The organism is Vibrio sp. 1180_3 (genome assembly GCF_029478545.1).
GTDB classification, from domain to species: domain Bacteria; phylum Pseudomonadota; class Gammaproteobacteria; order Enterobacterales; family Vibrionaceae; genus Vibrio; species Vibrio aestuarianus.
The window spans coordinates 83,778-103,540 of the sequence record NZ_SJFM01000012.1; the positions used below are offsets into that span (position 1 = coordinate 83,778).

Sequence of the window (19,763 nt, forward strand, 5' to 3'; positions counted from 1 at the left end):
AAAAGAACGCGTCTTGCGCGAAGTGTTGTGATTTAAATATTCAGTTAATTAGATCACAGCAGACCAGTGGTTGTCCCAAAGAACATTACAATAAACACGTATCTCAGGCTCGGGATAACGGCAATTAACTGCTAACCCAGCCCCTGAACTGATTTGGAATTGATCATTATTGACAACAATGCCAGAAGCATCTGGCAAAGCAGATAATTCGACTAACTCCAAGCTATCCTTTGACCAAATCCCATAGCAGTTACCTCGGGGCGAAGTCGCTAAAATCCATTGTTCCGTCGCGGCAATACTAGCGATATAGTGATTAAACCTTGCCCACTGTTCTGGTTCTGCTTGCAGAGGCAATAATTCACCGCCTTGAGTATGCATCGCTAGCAGCGAAGGGAATTCATCTACTTGCCCCCGATATTGTTGCCCACATAGAACGGTTTGTCCGCCGTCATGCGCGAGGTGACGAATACTCAGATGTCGGTCACTCAAAGTACACTGCTCAACAATATGACCTTGTTCTGAAAGATAGGTCAAACTCGGCATCATACTCTCTATATTAAGCGGGGTTCGGCCATCAGTATGAACGCCCCCCACCCCAATCGCTAACCGGTTATCGGGCATGATGATGACTTCATGAGGACCAATACCAAACCCGCTAAACTCGGCGACTTTTTGGTATTGGTGGTGAACATCATACACACCGATAATGCCACGACTGGTTGATCTTTCGCCCTCAGTGGCATACAACCACGCGCCATCATTGGAATAAACCCCATGCCCATAAAAAAACCTTGTACGCATAGCTGGTTGCAATTTAATTACTTCGCCAGTTTGATAGTTAAACGCCATAAAAAACTCACCGGGTCGGCGAGCAAATGCAACAGCGTGTGGTAATTGACGGTGAATCGCAACACCATGACCACGAGCAGGTAAAGGCAAGGTTCGAATCGCTTGCCCTTTGGAATCGGCTACTACCGCCTGAAATTGAGCCCTGTTATGAATGGCGCAGCCAATTAAAGCGGGGGAATTTTGTTGAATCGTAGCACATCCAAAAGGTAACACAGGTGCGGCAGCGCCAAACAATGCCGCTTTTAAAAGGGTTCGCCTTGTTTGATCAGTCACCATCAGTTGCGTTAAATCCTATTGTGATACCTAATTCCACTGCGACTTCATCGTGCAGCAAATAATTGAGTTGCTCAAACTTATTGTCTTGAGAAAGCACCTTTCGGTACCCTTCTTTATTTTGTAATAAATCAAACAAACTTGGCTCGGTTGGCCAAGTTAACAGCATCAAGGCAAAGTGGTTCTGCACGCGGTCAGCAAGGTCATTCAACCCTTTATCTCGCAGTAAAAAATCCAACCCTCCATCAGCTAAATATAACCTCTGCATTGCTTCAACATTGGCTTTCAGGTTGTTCATCGACACCTTTGCTCGCCATGACTCAGCGAAATAAGGACGCGGTTGTCCAATATTGGCTAACGGACGACTGAGCTTTTTCATACTGTAATCGAGTTGATTTGATAGTAGAGCAATGTATTCCGCTTCCCACGCCATGGCATCTAACGCTGTCCACGGATTAACATTCCATTGCGTGGCGATAAATTGTGCTTTGGTTGCTAAATTTTGGCTAATCGCTTGTGCAGCCTCACAAACCTGATGGATATTTTCTGATGAGTTGGTGGCGTTCAATAAAGGTGAATATTCATCGTAAAGTAACCATTCAATAGCACCAATTCCTTGCACGGTAACGCTTTGCGAAGCAATATCGTGCTCTGTCCATAAGATATCTGAGTGAACTAAGACATTCATTTTCCGCCCAGTGGTATCTTTTTTATCTGGCCAAAATTGAACATTCCAACTCTGTTCTAACGCTTTTGCTGGGCCACGCTCTTGCCCTTGAAGAGCCATCCAAGCTAGCGTCGTTTGTTGCCACTGGTTCTTTACTCCATCCAAACCGGTGTTAGGTGACCGACAATACTGCTCAAATCCCAACACTAATTGCTCAGCTTGCTGCGCGAAATGCTGAGCGGCAGCAAACTCAATTCGATAAACGCCTTGACTTATGTGTTGCGTTGATTGCATAGCATTGACGGTTTCTAGTTGTGAAGATTGGCAAGCGGTTAACAGCAACATGCTCAACGCTGAAAATGCGATTGAAATTTTCATGGCTTCCCCTACAAAGAGTTCAAAAAGGCAATTAACGCTTCACGCTCAGCCACATTGAGTTTCAATACTTGCTGTTGCGCGCTTTGTGCTTCGCCGCCATGCCATAAGATAGCTTCCATCAAGTTACGCGCACGACCATCATGCAGAAAATAAGTATGGCCACTTACTTCTTGGGTATAGCCAATTCCCCATAAAGGTGGGGTTCGCCACTCTTGACCATTTGCTAGAGCTTCTGGACGGTTATCTGCTAACCCTTCCCCCATGTCGTGTAGTAGCAAGTCGCTATAGGGCGCGATTTTTTGGTTGGACAACGCGGGGCGATCGACCACTTTGGCTGTTTTCAAGTCCGTTCGATGGCAGCTTTCACAGCCAACTTGCTTAAACAGGGACTGACCCATTTTTACCTGAGGATCATCCACATTACGTCGCACAGGAACGGCTAAATGTTGAGAATAGAATTCAACAAAATCAAGAATATTATCACTAACCTCAGGATCTCCACCGTTGGGTAATGATTGGCACAGTGTCTGTGTGTCGGTGCAATTTTCTTTGGGAAATAAGCGACTGGTTAGCCCAAGATCGCCATTAAACGCAGCAGCATTTTGCTGCATTAGCGTTGGTTGACCCGCTTTCCAGCCAAAACGCCCTAATGCGAAACGTTGTTTTTCCACATCCCATACACGGTTTACTTTGCCCGAAATACCATCGCCATCGATGTCATCAGGGTCGGCCATTGCCAGTAACGTCTCGTCGGCAATACTTTCCAATAAACCCAAACCAATCATTGGTGGAGCAACACGTGCAGAAAACTGAGTATCAGGGTGCATCTCACCATACGCTAGCTCGGTAATTTTTAAATTTGGCTTACGTAGCATCACATGAGTACCATCGACAAAAGTTACCGCAAATTCTTGGTACTTGATGTCTATTTTTCCTTCTGCTTTTTGGTCTGGAAGCGCAAAATCCTGTAACTGCCCGCCATAAATAGGCTCTGGGATCACGCCTTCTTTTTCATAAATGGCTTTATGTTGCTCCGTGACCGCAGGAATACTCAAACGCACCAACATTGAAACCGCATGAGTATCGTTTTTCTCTGGAGGATGACCTCGTCCATCTTTAATATGGCAATTCTGGCAGCCATTGGTGTTAAACAACGGCCCTAGGCCATCTCTGGCATCGGTAGAAGAAGGCGCAGGAACCCAAGGATTACGGAAAAAGCTGTTACCGACGCTAAAATCAAGGCGCTTACTCATTGGCAAATTCGCCGCTGGTAATGAATAGGCATTCGGCCCAGTTTTGGTCGTACTGGTCTCGCCACCAGATTTCACTTCGTCGGCTAAGCCTGGCAATGCAAGTAAACTCAATAGTGCGGCTGTGAAAACTAATTTCATTCCGTCATTCTCAATAATTATCGTTTCAGTGTAAAAGAGGAAAAGGGCTCATCTGAGCCCTTATTTGCTGCTATTTATTGTTAAAATTCGTGGTCGGCTGTATCAGGGTTGAGGTTATCGATACCAATCACTAACGCGGCTCGTTCAATGGAGGCAGTTTGCGCCACGAGCGCCATGATCGCGCCATTTACAACGGCGTTACCCTGTGGGTTATCAGTTGCAATCAGTTGGTCAAAATGTTGGTCATTTTTCTCAGCCGAAGTGACTAGCTTGCCCACTTCAGCTCGGGCGCTATCAAATTGCTTTTGAATCTCTTTGGCCGCTTGAGCGTCTTTTTGAGCAACAAGGTCGTTAATACTTGCACCCGTTAACAACGTACCGTCATGACGTTTGTAAATACCCGTATAAACGTTATAAATACCTTGCTCGTTATAATAGTGAGAGTTATGTGTGTTGTCCGAAAAACAGTCATGCTCATCTTCTGTCGAGTTCGCTTCCAACGCGACTTTCATCCGCTCACCCGCCAGTTCACCAAGTGACAGCGATCCCATACCGAACATCATTTTTCGCAAACCATTGTCTGATGATTCATTGAGTAATTGCTGACGGTAGTTGGCTTTTTCATCCGCTGACCACTGTTTTTCCATCCATTCTAAATCTTGAACCAACAATTGAGCCGCTGCCTTTAGGTACTGACCACGACGATCGCAGTGGTCATTAGTACACTCATTACCTACAACAAAATCTGTATAAGCACGAGCGCCCGCACCTGCATTAGTGCCATTTAAGTCTTGTCCCCACAGCAAGAATTCAATTGCGTGGTAACCTGAAGCTACGTTTGCCTCTGAACCACCGACTTCGTTTAAGCTAGCAATCAATTCTGGTGTGATGGTCGAGACGTCAATTGTGTTAGCGCCAATTTTTAAGGTTTGATTAGCGATAATGTTTGCGCTCGCTCCTTCATTACCCAACTCATATTGATAGTCGGTTGCAACGTAATCGATTAACCCTTCGTCTAACGGCCAAGCATTCAATTGTCCTTCCCAGTCATCAACTACAGAATTACCAAAACGAAAAACTTCAGACTGCTGGTAAGGCACGCGAGATACAATCCATGCTTGTTTGACATCATCTAATTTTGCCGCAGAAGGCGCAGCGAGGAATTGATCAATAGATTTTTCTAATGATTGAGCTGTCGTAAGAGAATCGGCAAAAACTGCATGGGCAATATTGGCATAATGTTCAACCACCTGCTCTTTTGTTACGGCAGCTGCAAAAGATGCACTACTTGCCATAGCAAGTGAGACAGCAATAGATTGAGACAGAAGTGTGTTAACTTTCATGAAAGCGTCCTTGTTGAGCAAAATTAATCATTGGTAGTGCTAATTATTATCATTTGCACTTTGATTGCCGATAATACAAATTTACATTTTTTTTGCAAGGCATAAACGACAAAAACCTCAATAATGTGAGGTTTTTTTCGTTTAATCATAATGCTCAGTTATAGTTTTAAATGGTGCTTACCATGAGACACTTTCGCTTTAAGATAACTCTCGTTGCCAGATTTGATATGGGCAGCAGTGTTCACAACTTCAACAATCTCTATGCCGTGTTCTTTGAGTTCTTTAATTTTCTTCGGGTTATTCGTCACTAAACGAATTTTCGTCACATTAAGTGCTTTTAACATCTGTGCAGCTTCAGTGAAATCACGAAGGTCATCACCGAAACCCAAATGGTTATTCGCTTCGTATGTATTCATACCTTCACTTTGTAAGCGATAGGCATCAATTTTATTGTAAAGGCCAATGCCCCGGCCTTCTTGACGCAAATAAAGAATAATGCCGCCAGCTTCGCCCATTTTATTGATGGTTTCTTCTAGTTGTTCACCACAATCACAACGTGATGAATGGAACACATCGCCAGTCAAACACTCAGAATGCATACGGACTAGTGGCGTTTCTTGGGTAACGTCAGCTGTTCTGAAAATAACCGCAACATGCTCTTTATCCGTTTTTAGTCCTCTAAACGAGAGGATTTCCGCATCGATATTACTTTTGACACCGACTTTAAAATCTACTCTGGCTCGTACTTCCGCCATATCTACACTCACTTGAATTGTTGCTTGTTGCAATATTGAATTGATTTTCATTCGACCTACCCACTGTTCACTAACTATGGGGATTGATACCCCAATTTTCAATCAAAAGATCACAAGTGAGAATTGTTATAATATAACAATTCTTGTCAAACAACAGAAAAAGATAAGATCGGAAAGTCAAATAGCAGGTTTAAGGTGACTATACCCAAACCACTTGAAGTTGCGGGTAGGCGGTATGCAAGTGAATCCCCATAAACATAGATAAGCAATCTGATTGGTTGAACGAGCGCTGCAAACGCTGTTGTAACTTCAAGTATGCTGTAGATAAAACAACAGCACTCATCGACCTTAACCTACCCCTCCGGATAAAGTTAAATAGAAAATAAAACGTGACAAATATCACACAAATAGCCTTTAGTTTTCATTCTCATCAACCCATAAAAGAAAATAACTTATTAATTATTATATCAAAATCATAAAGTCGCTAATTCACACCCGAACAAATATAAATACAAATGATAGTAATTACCATTTAGATCCAATATTATTCATCCACAATAAATTTGTTATTGATGAATAAGGTAATAATTCAGATGTACACCAAAACACTCTTGTCAGCTTCTATACTTGTTGCACTTTCACCGAGTTCTTTTGCAGATAATCTGCACCAATTTGATGAGGTTGTGGTATCAGCGACCCGAACAGAACAAAGTAAGAAAGATGTTTCATCGTCAATCGAAACGATTTCAGCTAAGGAACTTGAGTCGACTATGAGCAATGACTTACAGCAAGCACTTAGCTATACACCAGGTGTTGATGCTTTAGGCGATGGTCGATTCGGTATTTCTAGCTTCAATATTCGTGGCGTTGAAGGTAGCCGCGTAAAAATGATGATTGATGGTGTACAGCAACCGACACCTTACAACCCTGGTGCAACAGAACAACGTAAATATTCTAATGCCATTGAAATGGATACTCTGCAAGCCATTGAAGTGAATAAAGGGCCATCTTCTACCCTTTATGGTTCTGATGCCTTAGGCGGTGTTGTGTTATTACGTACTAAAAACCCTGACGATATATTGGTCACCGAAGGTGATGAGAACCGTTTTGGTATCCGTTCTGGTTATAGTTCAGCCAATGACCAATTTAAAACAACGTTAACTTGGGCAATGCGCCAAGATAAACTCGAAACACTACTGATGGCGACCTATGCAAACGGTCATGAAACAGAAACTCACAGTTCAGGTGCCGATATAGAAGGCCCAGATCGTGGTGCACAAAACCCTGCTGATTCACAACTTGGTAACCTTCTAGCGAAAGCCTTTTACCAAGCAAACGATGATCACCGTTTAGGCTTAACCGTTGAATATTATAATAAACAATATGATGAAGATGAGCTTAACTACAACGGTTACAGCATAATGCCGGGCTTCACATATTCTGATAACTACAATGAAGATACTTCTGAACGACTTCGAGTCGGTATCGAACACCAATGGTTAATGAGTTCTCAATTAGCAGACTCATTACATTGGTCACTAAGCTATCAAGACTCACGTTCATTATCTAAGAATTACGATACCACACCAATGAATGGTAAGCGCCGACGTCAACGCGAAGCCTCTGATCAATCCATTCAATTCGATACTCAGCTTTCTAAAATCGTTGAAATTGATAACAATGCCCATGAATTTACTTATGGGTTGAGCCTTCTCAACAATGATTTCAATCTAGATAACACCGACTATAAATTGAATTATGGCACTTCAGCACCTGGCAGTACTGGCCTTCCTGACGCCACCGTCATTCAATGGGGTCTATTCCTCCAAGACCAAGCATACCTGATGCAAGAACGTTTAGTTTTAACCGCAGGTATACGTTATGACTCATTTGAAGCGACACCAAGTGTCGATGAAGGATACACCACATCTTACGAAAAAAATAAAGATGATGCCTTTACCGGTCAATTAGGCTCGGTTTATCACTTAAACCCAAACCTATCGATCTTTGGTCAAATCAGCCAAGGCTTCAAAGCACCCACCGTGTATGACTTGTATTATTTCTATAATCAAGGTGCCATCATTGAAGCAAACCCAGATCTCAAAGCAGAAAAAAGCTTAGCTTACGAGTTAGGTTTGCGTGGACAAAATGAGTTTGCGAATTTTGAATTTAGCACTTTTTACAATGATTACAAAGACTTCATCACGCAAACTAAAGGTGGCGAACAAAATGGCAAAGACGTTTTCACTAAAGAAAACTTGGATGAAGTCACCATTTATGGTGCAGAATTCAGCTCTAAACTCTATTTGGATAAAGCGTTCAACGCACCACAAGGGATGTATTCACGTCTGACCGTTGCGTATGCCGATGGTGAAGATAAGAAGACAGGTGATGCCTTAGATTCAGTAGCGCCATTGACCGCGAATGTAGGCCTAGGAATCAATCGACACCAATATGGCACAATGTTGAATGTAAAAATGGTTGCAAGCAAAACGGATTGGCAGTCGGAAACAAACACCGATGTAGCTGGATACACACTTGTTGATTTAACAGCTTACTACCAACCAATTCAAGATTTAACATTGCGTGCCGGTTTATTTAATATCTTCGACAAAAAGTATTGGCTATATAATGACTTAAGCGGCAGAGATGCCACTGGTGAAACCTTTAGCCAAGATATCAAAGCTCAGCCAGGTCGAAACTGGAGTATTAATATCGACTATCAATTCTAATATCTGTTTAGCTTATTCGAGTAGTCAGTAACATAAAAAAGCCAGCGAATCGCTGGCTTTTTTTGTATAAATTGCTACGGGTGAATCTGTATTAAAACCACAAGATCAAAAAGGGCTAGATGACTAGCCCTTATAAATGCTTTTTATTAATATCGTTAAGCGTTAGATATTTTCTTATGCCCTTCTTGTAAGTGCACAAAATCAACCATGTCATCACCCGACACCTGATACGCTTGTCCAAAGCCTTTCACATATAAGCCTTGCTCTACTTTTAGTTGGAACAAACTAAAATCTTGTAACTGGCTTAAACCATCAATGATTTCACCAAATCGTTGCTGCATTTGACCAATCACTTGTCGCCATAAGGTCGATTCTCTCGGCACGACACTCGCAACAGCATCAAAAGTAAGCCTTTGACGCGCATAGATCTGCTTAGATGAACTTTCATCTTCGATCATCATCAGCGAGACATGCGGATTAATATCTAGATTGCGCGCATGGCGAGCAATATGAGAAATTAAAATAAAGTAGCCTTCTTGATTTTGAACAAAAGGGGCGTAGCTGACATTGGGCCGGCCTTCTCCATCGACCGTTGCTAATTGTAGCGTACGACGCTCCTGACGGAACTCTTGAATTTCAGGCTCTAAACGACCTTGTAATCGCTCTTGTTTGATCTGCGGATTCATTTACTCTCCTCCTCTAAGCCTAAATAAGCTCAGGGTGTATTATGACTGTATTAGTTATATTGTGACTCAATGTCTTGCTGCAATGCGTTAAAACGTTCTACCTGCTCGGTGAGCAGCTCACGTTTTTCATTTCGACCTAGGTAAACCTTAAAAATGTTGTCACCTTGCTCACTAAAAAAACCAAAGTAATGACTTTCTCGTCCCATAAATGGCTTGCTTACCAATGCAATGTGGCTGATCACATCCAATTTTAAGTGACCGTGTAATTCACCATTTTTACCCATTAAGTTGTAATAACCACGTGCCAATTTTCCTTTAGGGAAAGGCGCTTTCACTTCAAAGATGGAACCGAACGAGTGCATAATGGTCGTTACTTTTCCCCAATCAGTAAGTTGTTCTAGTATGCTTTGCGCTTGGCTGCCAGGAGCAATAGCTACCATTTCTCTGGGTAGTGATTTAACTACATCAAATTCAGTGACGTTCAGTTCTACCGCCATCGCAGCTGGCAAAAGTGTTGGTTGTTGCTCTAATAGAGCCGCTACTTTTTGTGTCAGTAATTCCATGTTCATTTCCAATTTGCTATCTGTTTTGAATCTAGATGTTCGTTAAATTCATTGTGTAAAACTTTTATACATGCCTGAGCCAAGTTCACCGCCCAAAAAGCTCCGGCTAAGGTCGAGACAAGATATTCATCTTCTAGCTTAACAAGACCCAACCGCTGCCAATGCTTGAAAAGCGGCTGCAAATAATCAAAACAGTTCATCCCCATAAAGTCAGGTAAAGTGCTACGAGCAAGCACACCGCGATCAAAACCAGATTTAATGGCAGCAAAAGTAGGCTCAAGTGAATGCTGTTTCATCATCATGGCGATGGGCAATTTATTTTGATTCATTGCATCCATGTATGCCTTAAGACTCCGCTGTTGCATAACACTATAGCCACCAATATTGCCACCAGCTCCGCATCCCACAGGAAGAACTTCAGCAAAGGTTTTGGCTAAACTGTTGTACTGACTTCTTTCACGGTTATCTTTCGCCCAATGATTCACACTGAGCGATTTAAAATGGTGCTTATCAAAAAAGTTAACACCAAGCTCATACATGCTGGCTTTGTCTGGCGTAGTCGCTGGTGGTGGGATTCTGCCCTTTTCAACCAAATTCAGCATTGGTGCACTTCCTGCAACGATCAGTTGATAAAGATCGATGCCATGTGCACCTGTAGATATAACGTCTTTCAAATCTTGTTCAAAGACATCAAATGTCTGATAGGGAAGACCATACAATAGATCAATCACGATCGGAGCTTGTTCTGCATGGCTTAACGAAGCAATGCGATCAAGCACTACATCGCGGTCATCTAGCCGCTTTGCACTTCTTCTAACTGTAGTGTTAAAACTCTGAATGCCGAAAGAAAAACGGTTAAATCCACCTTCTAAGGCTTTATCAAACATTTCATCACTAAAACGATTAATCCGTCCTTCTAACGTAATTTCACAGTCACGAGCAAGAGGATAAAAACGTCGAATCGCCTCACCCAAGCGCTGTATTTGCGTCACGGAGAGATCTGTTGGCGTTCCTCCACCGATGTACACTGCATGGAAAATGCCCGATTGGGCCCAAGGTAGTTTGGATTTCTGCTCTAGCTCCACCATTAAGGCTTTAAAATAGTCATCAACTAAGCTTCGGCTCGAGGCATTCTGAAAGAAGTTACAGAACGTGCAACGTACGCGACAAAAAGGAACATGGATATACAAACAACGTTTTTTAGGACCAGCCACCGGCTGCGTCATTAATGTTTGCCAAATGTGAGATTGCAGCTCAATCGCAACCGGTACGGATGATCCACCAGCATGAGCCGACTGTTTATCACTGAACGAAAAACGAAGTGGATCGTCCGTTTTTGCCCCTAAAATAGATTCATTATATTTATTTAAATTAAGCATGGTATTCACAAAAAACCAGGTGTGGCATACGTTCGCAGCCTTTAATATTAAATTCTTATAAAAGCATAATTTGATGCAAATGATAATGCAATTGATAATTGATCTTATTTAAATAATAAGTAATAATCCTCGCATCCAGCCACTTTTGCTTTAGGAAAAGAACGTGAATATTTCTAGATATCTTGTCACTGGCAGCGTCTCGATTGCCATTCACGCCGTAGTACTACTGGCAGATAAAGAAGCAAAAGTATTCGCGATGCCAGTAGGGAGCCAATCAACGTCGGTGTCTATTAATTTCGTTACGCAACCTAAACCACAGGTGAGCGCCAAACAAGAAGCGATAGCGCAGCAAGTAGCAAAGCAACCAACAGCACCGAAGAAGACTCACAAGGCGAACCCTAAAAAAAGCGTCGTGCCACAACCGCAGGCTAAGCCGAAACCCATAGTGAAAACGGCCAAGATTTCTAAACAAGAGCCAGTAAAGAAGGACATAAACAAGCCAGTCACCAATGCTGAAACACCCTCTAAACTGGCAAAGACTAAAGCGGATGATAACTCAGTCAAAATACCGCCTCCGGCTCCAAGTCGTAGCGGTGCTAGTAGCCAACCGCCTTTAGTCGAGCAGCCCACTTTTGTTTCTCGTCCTGTACCACCGCAATACCCAAGATTGGCTCGTAAACGTGGTATTGAAGGCGTTGCTGTGTATGAAATCTGGTTAGATACAAACGGTAATCAAATTAAACAGGTGTTGATCTCATCATCCGGAACAACACTTCTTGACAACTCGGCACTCAATGCCATTAAGCAGTGGAAGTTTTCACCCCACGTGGTTAGCGGCCAAAAAATGGCTCACCGCGTTCAAGTCCCTGTTCGTTTTAAATTGGAAGGATAATGGAAGTACTTACTCAACTAGAGCAACAACTTGGTTTAATGGCATGGCCTTTATTTCTATGCTCTGTCATCACCATCATGATTATCACCGAGCGCCTATTTCAAGTATTGCTCAGTGTTGGCGTTGGCAAACGTGCTATCGGAGCTGCTCTGAAAACCATATCACCTACCAGCGCAACACAAATAGAAACACTGGTAGGTCAACTTTCTAACAAGCGCCCTCTTCTTTATAAGGGAGTAGCAATGCTGCTTGCGCATCATGATTTTCCAAAAAGCTTGCGTGAAGACGCCGCAGGCATCTGGTTACAGGAAAAACGCCATCAATTGCATTCAGGTTTGCGTATGTTGTCATTAATTGGCGCTATTAGCCCATTAGTCGGACTTCTGGGTACTGTCCTCGGTTTAATTGAGATGTTTAAAGGCGTTGCGGCTTCTTCTGGTAGCATTACGCCTAACGATCTCGCCGACGGCTTAGGTTTGGCCATGCGTACAACGGCAGTAGGTTTGATGATAGCCCTACCGGCAATCACTTCTGCTCAATTACTGGGGCTTTGGGCTGACCGGGTGATGGCAAAACTTGAACATACCCTCAACTACGTGAATTTATGGCTCGAAGGTGTCTCTTTCCAACAGACTTTCCCGACGGAATCAATGTGCGCGGCTGACGCTAAATCGCAACAACAATATGCAGTGGCGAACGCACGATGATTAAAGCGCACCCATCACCGGCCCCATCATTAATGCCGGACTTAACTCCTCTGTTGGACATTATCTTTATTGTAATGGTGTTTTTGCTACTCACAGCAGCCGTTAAATTTGAGTCTTTGGACGTATCGCTACCGACCACTGATTCGAGTATGACAAGCGCAGTCGATAAACAGTCCATCACAGTAAATATTCTCGCGAGTGATCCGTACTGGGCGCTAGAGGGCAAACATTATATTGACTGGAATAATTTCACGCAGGCGCTACTTGAAGAAAGTAACAACAGCAAACGACCAATCATTATTGGTGCGGACAAAGCAGCAGAAGTACAACACTTGGTCAAGCTACTCGCCTTCCTTCAAGAAAACGGTATCGCTGCCACGCAGCTGTTAACCGAAGATCCCCAGTAATTTATTTGCTTAACAGCATGACTGATATTGAGTAAAAAAGATGAAACATAATACCCCTTTTCGTTGGCTATTTGCCGTACTGATATTGCTATTTTCACCTTGGTTGCATGCACAACAACGCATTATTAGTGCAGGCAGTGCTGTGACTGAGATTTTGTTAGCCCTTGGCGCAGAAGACAAACTGATTGCGGTTGATGTAACCAGTGAAATTCCTCCTTTGCTTGCTGTACCTAAAATTGGTTACCACCGACAAATGTCGGCTGAAGGCTTGTTGGCTTTATCGCCAACATTATTGATCGGTTCTAATGAAATGGGGCCAGACACGACGCTTCAGCAATTAAAGGCAGCGGGTATTAGGGTTGAAATCGTAAATAATGAGTCATCCTCTCAGGGGTTATTGGACAGGATTGACAAAATCGCAACCTTAACAAATAGTCAACCACAAGCGGAGCCACTTAAAAAATCGGTTAATCTACAAATTAAACAGCTCTTAGACAATAAACCTATTGCTAGCGCACAAAAAAAAGTGCTTTTTCTTTTGCTTCATGAAGGTCGAGCAACCAATGTTGCCGGTCGTGATACAACGCCCGATAGCATTATTCAGTTGGCTGGCGCTATCAACCCTGCCGCAAGCCAACTGAGCTCTTACAAACCACTCTCGATGGAAGCGATGATCGAAATGCAACCTGATATCATTTTAGTCAGCGGGCGGAGCTACCAAAAAATGGGCGGAGCTGATGCCATTTTAAAATCATTGCCTATGCTTGCTGCTACTCCTGCTGGGAAAAACCAACAAATCATTACCATTGATGGGCATGCCTTAGTCGGCGGCCTTGGTTTTAAAAGCCTAGCCGAAGCAAAGCGCCTTAATGCGTTGTTGTATCCATAAGGGGCCTATTTTGTTACGTCATCTACCTCGTAATACCGTGTTAATTGGGCTACTAATGCTCGTCAACATTGTTGCTTTATATTCAATAACGGTTGGCCCTATGAATATCAGCATCAGTGATAGCTTAAGTAGCCTAGTATTACGCTCAAATCATATCGCGGCTCATATCAATTTAGTGATTCACGAAATTCGTTTTCCTCGAACTTTATTGTGCTTATTAGTCGGTGCAATTCTGGCACTTTGTGGAACGGTCATGCAGGGGCTATTTCGTAACCCTTTAGCAGAACCCGGCATTATTGGCGTTTCCGCAGGCTCAGCATTAGGCGCAGCTATCGCCATTGTCTTATTGGCGAACCTTCCCTTCTTTTCAGCTCCGTGGATAAGCGCCTTAACCGTGCCAATCTTTGCTTTTTTCGGTGGTGCCATAACGACTGTGCTGGTTTATCGATTAGGTACCAGCACATTTGGCACCTCTGTGACTATTATGCTGCTTGCTGGCGTTGCCATTAGCGCGTTATCAGGTGCTGGAATTGGCTACTTAAACTACGTCGCGGATGACCAAATGCTGCGTGATCTATCATTGTGGTCGATGGGCTCTCTTGCAGGGGCTACTTGGCAAAGTATTGCTCTTTGCATGTTCACTTTATTGCTGCTTTTGATTTTCTTCTCTCGTCAAGCGATGGCATTAAATGCACTTTTACTCGGTGAAGCAGAAGCTCATCACCTTGGTATTCCAGTGCAAAAATTAAAACGAACGATGATCTTGCTTAGCGCTGTCGGTGTCGGTGTTACCGTCAGTGCGGTGGGTATGATTGGTTTTATTGGCCTCGTGATCCCACACCTAGGGCGCATGCTCGTCGGCCCAGATCATCGCAGTTTAATTCCTATCTCAGCTCTACTCGGTGCACTATTGCTCACAATTGCCGACATGTTTGCACGAATTGTCGTTGCACCAGCCGAACTGCCTGTGGGAATTGTCACTGCTTTGGTGGGAGCTCCTTTCTTCCTTTACCTTCTTTTTAAACAAAAAGGAAAAGTATTTTGAGTAACAGACCAGCTATTCAAGCCAGAAATATCACCGTGAAATTTGCTAAACGCACCTTGCTGGATGACCTAGATATCAATATATATTCAGGGCAAGTAACAGCTTTACTTGGACCTAACGGCGCTGGTAAAAGTACACTACTAAAAGTCTTAAGTGGTGAAATAAAATCGCAGGCTGAGCTACACTATTTTGGGCTTGAGCAACATTCGTGGCAGCCAAATAATTTAGCCAAACATTTGGCGATACTCCCGCAGCAAAGCACGCTTAATTTCCCATTTCTAGCGCAAGAAGTGGTCGAATTAGGTGCACTTCCCCTTTGCTTGAGTCAACAGCAAACCCATAATATCGCACTGCATTACATGCAAAAAACCGATATTGTTGAACGAGCAGAAACCCTTTATCCTGCCTTATCTGGTGGAGAAAAACAGCGTTTACACCTAGCGCGTGTGCTTACGCAATTGCACCACTCAGACGATAAAAAGATCCTGATGCTTGATGAGCCAACATCCGCCTTAGACCTTGCTCATCAACACAATACGCTCAATATTGCGCGAACATTAGCGACCGAGGAAAATTGTGCAGTTGTAGTTGTGTTACATGATCTCAACCTTGCCGCTCAATACGCTGATCGCATAGTAATGCTACATAAAGGAAAATTGGTTTGCGATGCTCCACCGCGGCAAGCATTAACTTCAACTCGAATTCAACAAGTATATGGCTACCACTCATTGGTTGCCTCGCATCCAACTCTGGATTTCCCTATGGTTTATCCCGCTTAAGAGTGGCCTGAATGGTATATCCCTATCATTTGGACTCTCCTTTCGAGAAACCGTTGTATTGTCCTTAGAAACTGTCGGTATTTGTCGGCGCATCCCTTAGCTATAATGCGCCCAAATTCTCTATATCGTTTTTATAAAAGGTAACCCATGAGCCAATATGTCGTTTGTGCACTCTATAAGTTTGTTGAACTCAACCACTACCAAGAGCTGCAAACACCGCTTCTTGAGCTGATGGAAGAAAACCAAATTCGAGGCACACTTCTGCTTGCCAGTGAAGGTATTAACGGTACTGTTTCATCATCACGTAAAGGGATCGATGCGCTACTGGCTTGGCTCGACGCTGAACCCAGCCTAAAGAATACCGTTTACAAAGAATCCCTAGCATCAGAGCCACCATTTAACCGTACTAAAGTTAAGTTGAAAAAAGAGATTGTGACGATGGGCGTGGAAGGCATAGATCCTCGGCATGTAGTCGGTACTTATGTCAAACCAGAAAACTGGAATGCTCTCATTTCCGACCCTGAGGTGTTGGTTGTCGATACTCGTAATGATTACGAAATCCAAATCGGCACATTTAAAAACGCACAAAACCCACACACAGATACGTTCAGAGAATTCCCTGAATACGTAAAGCAAAACTTAGCACCAGAAAAACACAAAAAAGTAGCCATGTTCTGCACTGGTGGGATTCGTTGTGAAAAATCAACAGCTTACTTGAAAGAACAAGGGTTTGAGGAAGTTTATCACCTTGAAGGCGGCATTTTGAAATACCTTGAAGAAGTGCCTGAAGAAGAGAGTTTATGGCAAGGTGACTGCTATGTCTTTGATGGCCGAGTGGCGGTTGGTCACGCTTTAAAAGAAAGTGATTACCAAGTATGTAATGCCTGCCGTTTACCGATTACTGAAGAAGACAAACAGAGCGTTCACTTCGAACAAGGTGTAAGTTGTGCTAAATGTGTGGGTACCCATACTGAGGAGCAGCTAGCACGTTTTCGTGAGCGCGAAAAGCAGGTGCAACTAGCCAAACAGCGCGGTGAAGATCATATCGGCGGCGATGCGGCGCAACTTATCGAGCAAAAGCGTGCGGAGAAATTGGCACGCAAAGCGCAGCAACGCGGTTCAAATTAATAGCGGTAGGCATCGTACCAATGAGAGCGTTTGTCGTCCTAGTATTTCTTTAAACGACTTACTGCTCACCATTATTTATGGTCACCAATATGGTGACCATATTGCTACTAACTTACAAAGGGTAAAGCGCTGCATCCGCTGCTTTCATTTCAGCAAATTCAACCTCAGCTTTTGCATTAATCAAACGGCATTGGGTTGCATTTTGTTCAGTAAATACTCTTCCCGTCATTACCGCTTGGCCGTCATTGATAAAAACTTCTACAGATGAGCTGTCAGATAAAATATGCAAAGCGACTTGTTCACTATCTAGCTCAAGTTCACGAATAACATCACCATGTCGAATCAATGTATTAGAACGATCTAAGCGTAAAACTTTCGTTTCAGCATCTAAGGTAATATCAACATATTGCTCACCTAACTCAAATAAACGCAAGGTTGCTCCCCATGGCAGCGTCGTTTGTATTTCAAAACTTTTTGTTTTGAGATCAACGGGCTCATTGCCTAGCTCAATTTTTATCAAATTCCCTCTCAACTGTGCTAATTCACGAAGGGGGCGCTGAACTAATTGGCCTTGCTCGATACTCAATTCACGAATCGCTGTATATTGATGTATCCAACCGTTATCACAGCTTGGGTGGTCAACATCATCCGGCAAACCCATCCAGCCACACATGACTCGGCGACCGTCTTCAGTTTGCATACTTTGCGGTGCATAAAAATCAAAGCCTGAATCGAGTTCTTGCAGTTCAGAAAAACGTGGGAGTCCTCTGTCATCCCACATTACTTTAGCAATACGATTTCGGTGTACCGCCGTGTGATGAGGGTTAGATGACTCCACACCTTGCGGACCAAACACAAAATAGTGTTGCCCATCAAGTTCAAACATATCGGGGCATTCCCACATATAGCCCATTGGAGCGATATCATCGCCGGCCAATCCATCATACTGCCAATCCTTCAGATTATCAGAATGATAAACCGCAACACGACCCTGCAAATCGGTCGTTTGTGCACCGATCAACATCAACCATTTATCATCATGACGAATCACTTTAGGATCTCGAAAATGTTCTGTAACACCTTCCGGTAATTCGTGAATAACGGGACCATATTTCTCAAAGTGCAGTCCATCTTTCGATACAGCCATACATTGCATCGTTTGGCGAGCACGCTGCTCTCCGAGTCGAACATTTCCAGTGTAAAACAGCATCAATTCATCACCATGGCTGACTGCATGCCCAGAATAGACACCGTGGCTATCGTACCAGTCTGATGGTGTGAGAGCGATCGAGCGCCACTGCCAATTGATAAGGTCACCGCTGGTTAAATGCACCCAGTATTTGTCTTTATGTGCACAAGCGTGCGGATACCACTGATAGAAAAGATGATATTGCCCTTGATGATAGATAAAGCCATTCGGGTCATTTAAAAGTCCTTGTGGAGGTGCGACGTGCCAAATCGGACGAAATGGACATTCCGTTTTCACGAGTCGCTCAGCCGCATCAAGTCGTTGTTGCGATGCGATCACTTTACCGATTTCACCCAACTGCTTGTCAAGGAAGGTGCTGGTTCTTGGCATAGACAACTGCCACTCACCTAACACTTCAATCAACTCAGCACCATTTGGCAATTCACCAACCAATGAATGATCATGTACTGAAATAACAACCTGACTCTCTGGTGCTAAAACTCGTTTAATATTGGCCTGACCACCCACTAAACTCACAATTTCTTCAAATGACATCTGCTTACACTCAATAAAATGGGAACGATTGCAAAATATAAAACAATGCTCACTATTGCAAGTGTTACGGAAAACTAGTTATCGATTATGAGAGGTGAGACTCAGCAATTACGGATAAAAAACCAGCATCATTCAGCATGTCTCACGCTCAATACTTTGGAAAGTCAAAACGACTTTACTCATTTCTTTCCCTTGCCCAACAATGCGTTCAAGTAACATTTTCGCTGCATTTTCACCTGCCTTATCAAAGGCATAGTTAAATGTCGACAAGCTTGGGTTGCTGATAAAGGCAAGCTCATCATTACCTACCCCAAGCACCTTGACCTGTTTCCCGACGTCAATACCACACTCTAGTAACGCTTTAATAGCCCCGACCGCGATCCGGTCTGTCGCACAAAACAGTCCATCTAGCTGCGGATATTGCTCCATTAGTGTTTTGCTTTGTAAGTATCCAGACTCAATAGAAAAATCACCACGCAAGTGAAACAATAATTCTAAATTGTGTAGAGTCAATGCTTGCTCTAGACCTTGTGAACGCAGCACATCAACCGCGACATCATCACGTTGAACACCAATAAAACCTATCTGTTTACAGCCTTTATTAATCAATCGATGACCAGCTTCATACCCCACTCGAAAATCGTCATGAACAATACTGGGAATGTCGTGAAGTGAACCATCTTGCCCCACAAGTACCACGGGTACATTTGATTGCTTAATAGCATTCACAAGCGATAAATCAAGATGTGTGGCATACAGCACAATGCCTTCCACCCGTTTTTGGTTGAAGATTTGGATGTATTCTAATTCCTTCTCATGCTCTTGATGTGTATTAGCGAGTAAAACGTGCTTTCCCGCTTGTTCAAAAATTTTACTGAGTCCGTCTACCCCTTGCGCTGTCGCATGGGATGAAACACGCGGTACAATAACTCCAATCAAGTTGGTCTTTTGGGACTTCAGATCTTTTGCCACCTGATTAACCACATAACCACACTCAGAAACAGCCTTTAACACTTTGATTTTAGTTGCTTCTTTCACCCCATACTCGTCATTAATAACGCGAGAAACGGTTGATTTTGAAACACCAGCTAACTTAGCAACATCGTGCAAACTCGACATATAGAACCTTATTTCTTCAGCATTGGGATTGTTTGCA

18 protein-coding genes are annotated in these 19,763 nt (G+C 43.3%); 8 read left to right on the top strand and 10 right to left on the bottom strand.

Annotated features, from left to right (window positions below):
* Nucleotides 1-48 precede the first annotated feature (48 nt).
* From EYW48_RS09555 to ribA, 5 genes are all read right to left on the bottom strand, one after another.
* Nucleotides 49-1,125: a DUF1513 domain-containing protein gene (locus EYW48_RS09555; RefSeq protein ID WP_277432318.1), complete on the bottom strand. Its 1,077-nt coding sequence runs from the start codon at nt 1,123-1,125 to the stop codon at nt 49-51.
* On the bottom strand, nt 1,115-2,134 hold the full coding sequence (locus EYW48_RS09560) for an imelysin family protein (RefSeq protein WP_253910127.1): 1,020 nt from the start codon (nt 2,132-2,134) through the stop codon (nt 1,115-1,117). The genes EYW48_RS09555 and EYW48_RS09560 overlap by 11 nt, the downstream gene beginning before the upstream one ends.
* Nucleotides 2,135-2,175: 41 nt before the next feature.
* Nucleotides 2,176-3,558 (bottom strand): di-heme oxidoredictase family protein, encoded by a 1,383-nt coding sequence (locus EYW48_RS09565; protein ID WP_168522015.1) that lies wholly within the window; start codon nt 3,556-3,558, stop codon nt 2,176-2,178.
* 80 nt (nt 3,559-3,638) lie between these two features.
* Nucleotides 3,639-4,901 (bottom strand): imelysin family protein, encoded by a 1,263-nt coding sequence (locus EYW48_RS09570; protein WP_171980278.1) that lies wholly within the window; start codon nt 4,899-4,901, stop codon nt 3,639-3,641.
* Between the two features lie 158 nt (nt 4,902-5,059).
* Complete coding sequence (gene ribA / locus EYW48_RS09575; protein ID WP_053312328.1) at nt 5,060-5,707, bottom strand: GTP cyclohydrolase II; 648 nt, start codon at nt 5,705-5,707, stop codon at nt 5,060-5,062.
* Between the two features lie 542 nt (nt 5,708-6,249).
* Here ribA and EYW48_RS09580 point away from each other — a divergent pair.
* The gene (locus tag EYW48_RS09580) at nt 6,250-8,388 is read left to right on the top strand and encodes a TonB-dependent hemoglobin/transferrin/lactoferrin family receptor (protein WP_274699380.1); all 2,139 of its coding nucleotides are present in this window, start codon (nt 6,250-6,252) and stop codon (nt 8,386-8,388) included.
* 155 nt (nt 8,389-8,543) lie between these two features.
* Here EYW48_RS09580 and hutZ read toward each other — a convergent pair whose 3' ends face one another.
* From hutZ to hutW, 3 genes are read right to left on the bottom strand one after another with little or no spacing between them, the layout of a single operon-like run.
* A complete protein-coding gene (gene hutZ, locus EYW48_RS09585) occupies nt 8,544-9,074 on the bottom strand; it encodes a heme utilization protein HutZ (RefSeq protein WP_053312330.1) in 531 nt (176 codons plus the stop codon).
* A gap of 50 nt (nt 9,075-9,124) precedes the next feature.
* The gene (hutX, locus tag EYW48_RS09590; RefSeq protein WP_172533126.1) at nt 9,125-9,637 is read right to left on the bottom strand and encodes a heme utilization cystosolic carrier protein HutX; all 513 of its coding nucleotides are present in this window, start codon (nt 9,635-9,637) and stop codon (nt 9,125-9,127) included.
* 2 nt (nt 9,638-9,639) lie between these two features.
* Nucleotides 9,640-11,016, bottom strand: a complete 1,377-nt coding sequence (hutW, locus tag EYW48_RS09595; RefSeq protein WP_277432319.1) for a heme anaerobic degradation radical SAM methyltransferase ChuW/HutW — start codon at nt 11,014-11,016, stop codon at nt 9,640-9,642.
* A gap of 163 nt (nt 11,017-11,179) precedes the next feature.
* Between hutW and EYW48_RS09600 the strand changes: the two genes are divergently transcribed.
* The 7 genes from EYW48_RS09600 (at nt 11,180) to EYW48_RS09630 (ending at nt 16,863) form a co-directional block, all read left to right on the top strand.
* Entirely contained in the window at nt 11,180-11,908 is a 729-nt protein-coding gene (locus tag EYW48_RS09600; RefSeq protein WP_176246508.1) for an energy transducer TonB, read from the top strand.
* A complete protein-coding gene (locus tag EYW48_RS09605; protein ID WP_277432320.1) occupies nt 11,908-12,615 on the top strand; it encodes a MotA/TolQ/ExbB proton channel family protein in 708 nt (235 codons plus the stop codon). The genes EYW48_RS09600 and EYW48_RS09605 overlap by 1 nt, the downstream gene beginning before the upstream one ends.
* A complete protein-coding gene (locus EYW48_RS09610) occupies nt 12,612-13,022 on the top strand; it encodes a biopolymer transporter ExbD (protein ID WP_261917700.1) in 411 nt (136 codons plus the stop codon). The genes EYW48_RS09605 and EYW48_RS09610 overlap by 4 nt, the downstream gene beginning before the upstream one ends.
* Nucleotides 13,023-13,062: 40 nt before the next feature.
* A complete protein-coding gene (locus tag EYW48_RS09615; RefSeq protein ID WP_277432321.1) occupies nt 13,063-13,911 on the top strand; it encodes an ABC transporter substrate-binding protein in 849 nt (282 codons plus the stop codon).
* A 55-nt stretch (nt 13,912-13,966) separates the two neighbouring features.
* Complete coding sequence (locus tag EYW48_RS09620) at nt 13,967-14,956, top strand: iron ABC transporter permease (RefSeq protein WP_277432330.1); 990 nt, start codon at nt 13,967-13,969, stop codon at nt 14,954-14,956.
* Nucleotides 14,953-15,735, top strand: coding sequence for a heme ABC transporter ATP-binding protein (locus tag EYW48_RS09625; RefSeq protein ID WP_176246510.1), 783 nt, complete (start codon nt 14,953-14,955; stop codon nt 15,733-15,735). Before EYW48_RS09620 ends, EYW48_RS09625 begins: the two co-directional genes overlap by 4 nt.
* Nucleotides 15,736-15,882: 147 nt before the next feature.
* Nucleotides 15,883-16,863, top strand: a complete 981-nt coding sequence (locus EYW48_RS09630; RefSeq protein ID WP_171980268.1) for a rhodanese-related sulfurtransferase — start codon at nt 15,883-15,885, stop codon at nt 16,861-16,863.
* A 112-nt stretch (nt 16,864-16,975) separates the two neighbouring features.
* On the opposite strand, the gene EYW48_RS09635 is transcribed toward EYW48_RS09630, so the two are convergent.
* On the bottom strand, nt 16,976-18,607 hold the full coding sequence (locus EYW48_RS09635) for a glycoside hydrolase family 32 protein (protein ID WP_176313483.1): 1,632 nt from the start codon (nt 18,605-18,607) through the stop codon (nt 16,976-16,978).
* A gap of 132 nt (nt 18,608-18,739) precedes the next feature.
* Nucleotides 18,740-19,726, bottom strand: a complete 987-nt coding sequence (locus EYW48_RS09640) for a LacI family DNA-binding transcriptional regulator (protein WP_171980266.1) — start codon at nt 19,724-19,726, stop codon at nt 18,740-18,742.
* Nucleotides 19,727-19,763: the final 37 nt, after the last annotated feature.

Bases quoted from the DNA above. Each gene is read 5' to 3' on its own strand.
- hutW (WP_277432319.1), bottom strand. From the start codon at position 11,016: ATGCTTAATTTAAATAAATATAATGAATCTATTTTAGGGGCAAAAACG.
- EYW48_RS09580 (WP_274699380.1), top strand. From the start codon at position 6,250: ATGTACACCAAAACACTCTTGTCAGCTTCTATACTTGTTGCACTTTCA.
- EYW48_RS09560 (WP_253910127.1), bottom strand. From the start codon at position 2,134: ATGTTGCTGTTAACCGCTTGCCAATCTTCACAACTAGAAACCGTCAAT.
- hutZ (WP_053312330.1), bottom strand. From the start codon at position 9,074: ATGAATCCGCAGATCAAACAAGAGCGATTACAAGGTCGTTTAGAGCCT.
- EYW48_RS09565 (WP_168522015.1), bottom strand. From the start codon at position 3,558: ATGAAATTAGTTTTCACAGCCGCACTATTGAGTTTACTTGCATTGCCA.
- EYW48_RS09605 (WP_277432320.1), top strand. From the start codon at position 11,908: ATGGAAGTACTTACTCAACTAGAGCAACAACTTGGTTTAATGGCATGG.
- EYW48_RS09610 (WP_261917700.1), top strand. From the start codon at position 12,612: ATGATTAAAGCGCACCCATCACCGGCCCCATCATTAATGCCGGACTTA.
- EYW48_RS09555 (WP_277432318.1), bottom strand. From the start codon at position 1,125: ATGGTGACTGATCAAACAAGGCGAACCCTTTTAAAAGCGGCATTGTTT.
- hutX (WP_172533126.1), bottom strand. From the start codon at position 9,637: ATGGAATTACTGACACAAAAAGTAGCGGCTCTATTAGAGCAACAACCA.
- EYW48_RS09570 (WP_171980278.1), bottom strand. From the start codon at position 4,901: ATGAAAGTTAACACACTTCTGTCTCAATCTATTGCTGTCTCACTTGCT.
- EYW48_RS09615 (WP_277432321.1), top strand. From the start codon at position 13,063: ATGAAACATAATACCCCTTTTCGTTGGCTATTTGCCGTACTGATATTG.
- EYW48_RS09630 (WP_171980268.1), top strand. From the start codon at position 15,883: ATGAGCCAATATGTCGTTTGTGCACTCTATAAGTTTGTTGAACTCAAC.
- EYW48_RS09620 (WP_277432330.1), top strand. From the start codon at position 13,967: ATGCTCGTCAACATTGTTGCTTTATATTCAATAACGGTTGGCCCTATG.
- ribA (WP_053312328.1), bottom strand. From the start codon at position 5,707: ATGAAAATCAATTCAATATTGCAACAAGCAACAATTCAAGTGAGTGTA.
- EYW48_RS09635 (WP_176313483.1), bottom strand. From the start codon at position 18,607: ATGTCATTTGAAGAAATTGTGAGTTTAGTGGGTGGTCAGGCCAATATT.
- EYW48_RS09640 (WP_171980266.1), bottom strand. From the start codon at position 19,726: ATGTCGAGTTTGCACGATGTTGCTAAGTTAGCTGGTGTTTCAAAATCA.